The 543-nt window shown below is 37.4% G+C and carries 1 pseudogene; it reads right to left on the reverse strand.

Features of this window, described 5'->3' with window-relative positions:
- Window positions 1-368, reverse strand: a pseudogene (locus ACFIJ7_RS09840) (hypothetical protein); the annotation flags it as partial.
- Window positions 369-543: the final 175 nt, after the last annotated feature.

Here is a 543-nt window from a genome sequence, read left to right on the forward strand (position 1 = left end):
TAAATATTGCCATAAACATGAGCATTGCCATAGACAAAAGCATGGTCATAAACTTTAGCATATTGAGAGATAAAAGCTTTTCCATAGACTTCAGCATTGCCATAAACTTGACCACAGACTTGAGAAAAATGGCGTATTTTTGCATCATCATACACTCTTGCATGACCGTAGACACAAGCCTCATCATACACCCAGCAATTACCATCATGGGATAGGTTAACTTCCTTTTCAATAAAGCCGCCCAAAGACCCCGCCTTTACATCATCGAAATCTTTTAAAGCTTTAATGCGATAAAGGTTTATAATATTTCGAGTAAGAGCATGTTTGATTTTTTTGATTTCACTGGTTAATTCATATTTTTTGCACATAGAAGACCCTCACAATCTAATGTGATAAACATTTGCTAAAATTTGGAATGGGAAAATTTGAAAGAGAGGCGCCCCCGCCACGCCTGTACTGCTTTATTGATTAGACCCAGACAATCTCTAATTCACCATAAGGAGAGAGACGTTCAGTATAGGTTTTTATTTTAGTAGACCCGCC

The sequence above is a fragment of the Bartonella sp. MR100HLJHH genome, assembly GCF_042194215.1.
Taxonomy (GTDB): Bacteria; Pseudomonadota; Alphaproteobacteria; order Rhizobiales; family Rhizobiaceae; genus Bartonella; species Bartonella grahamii.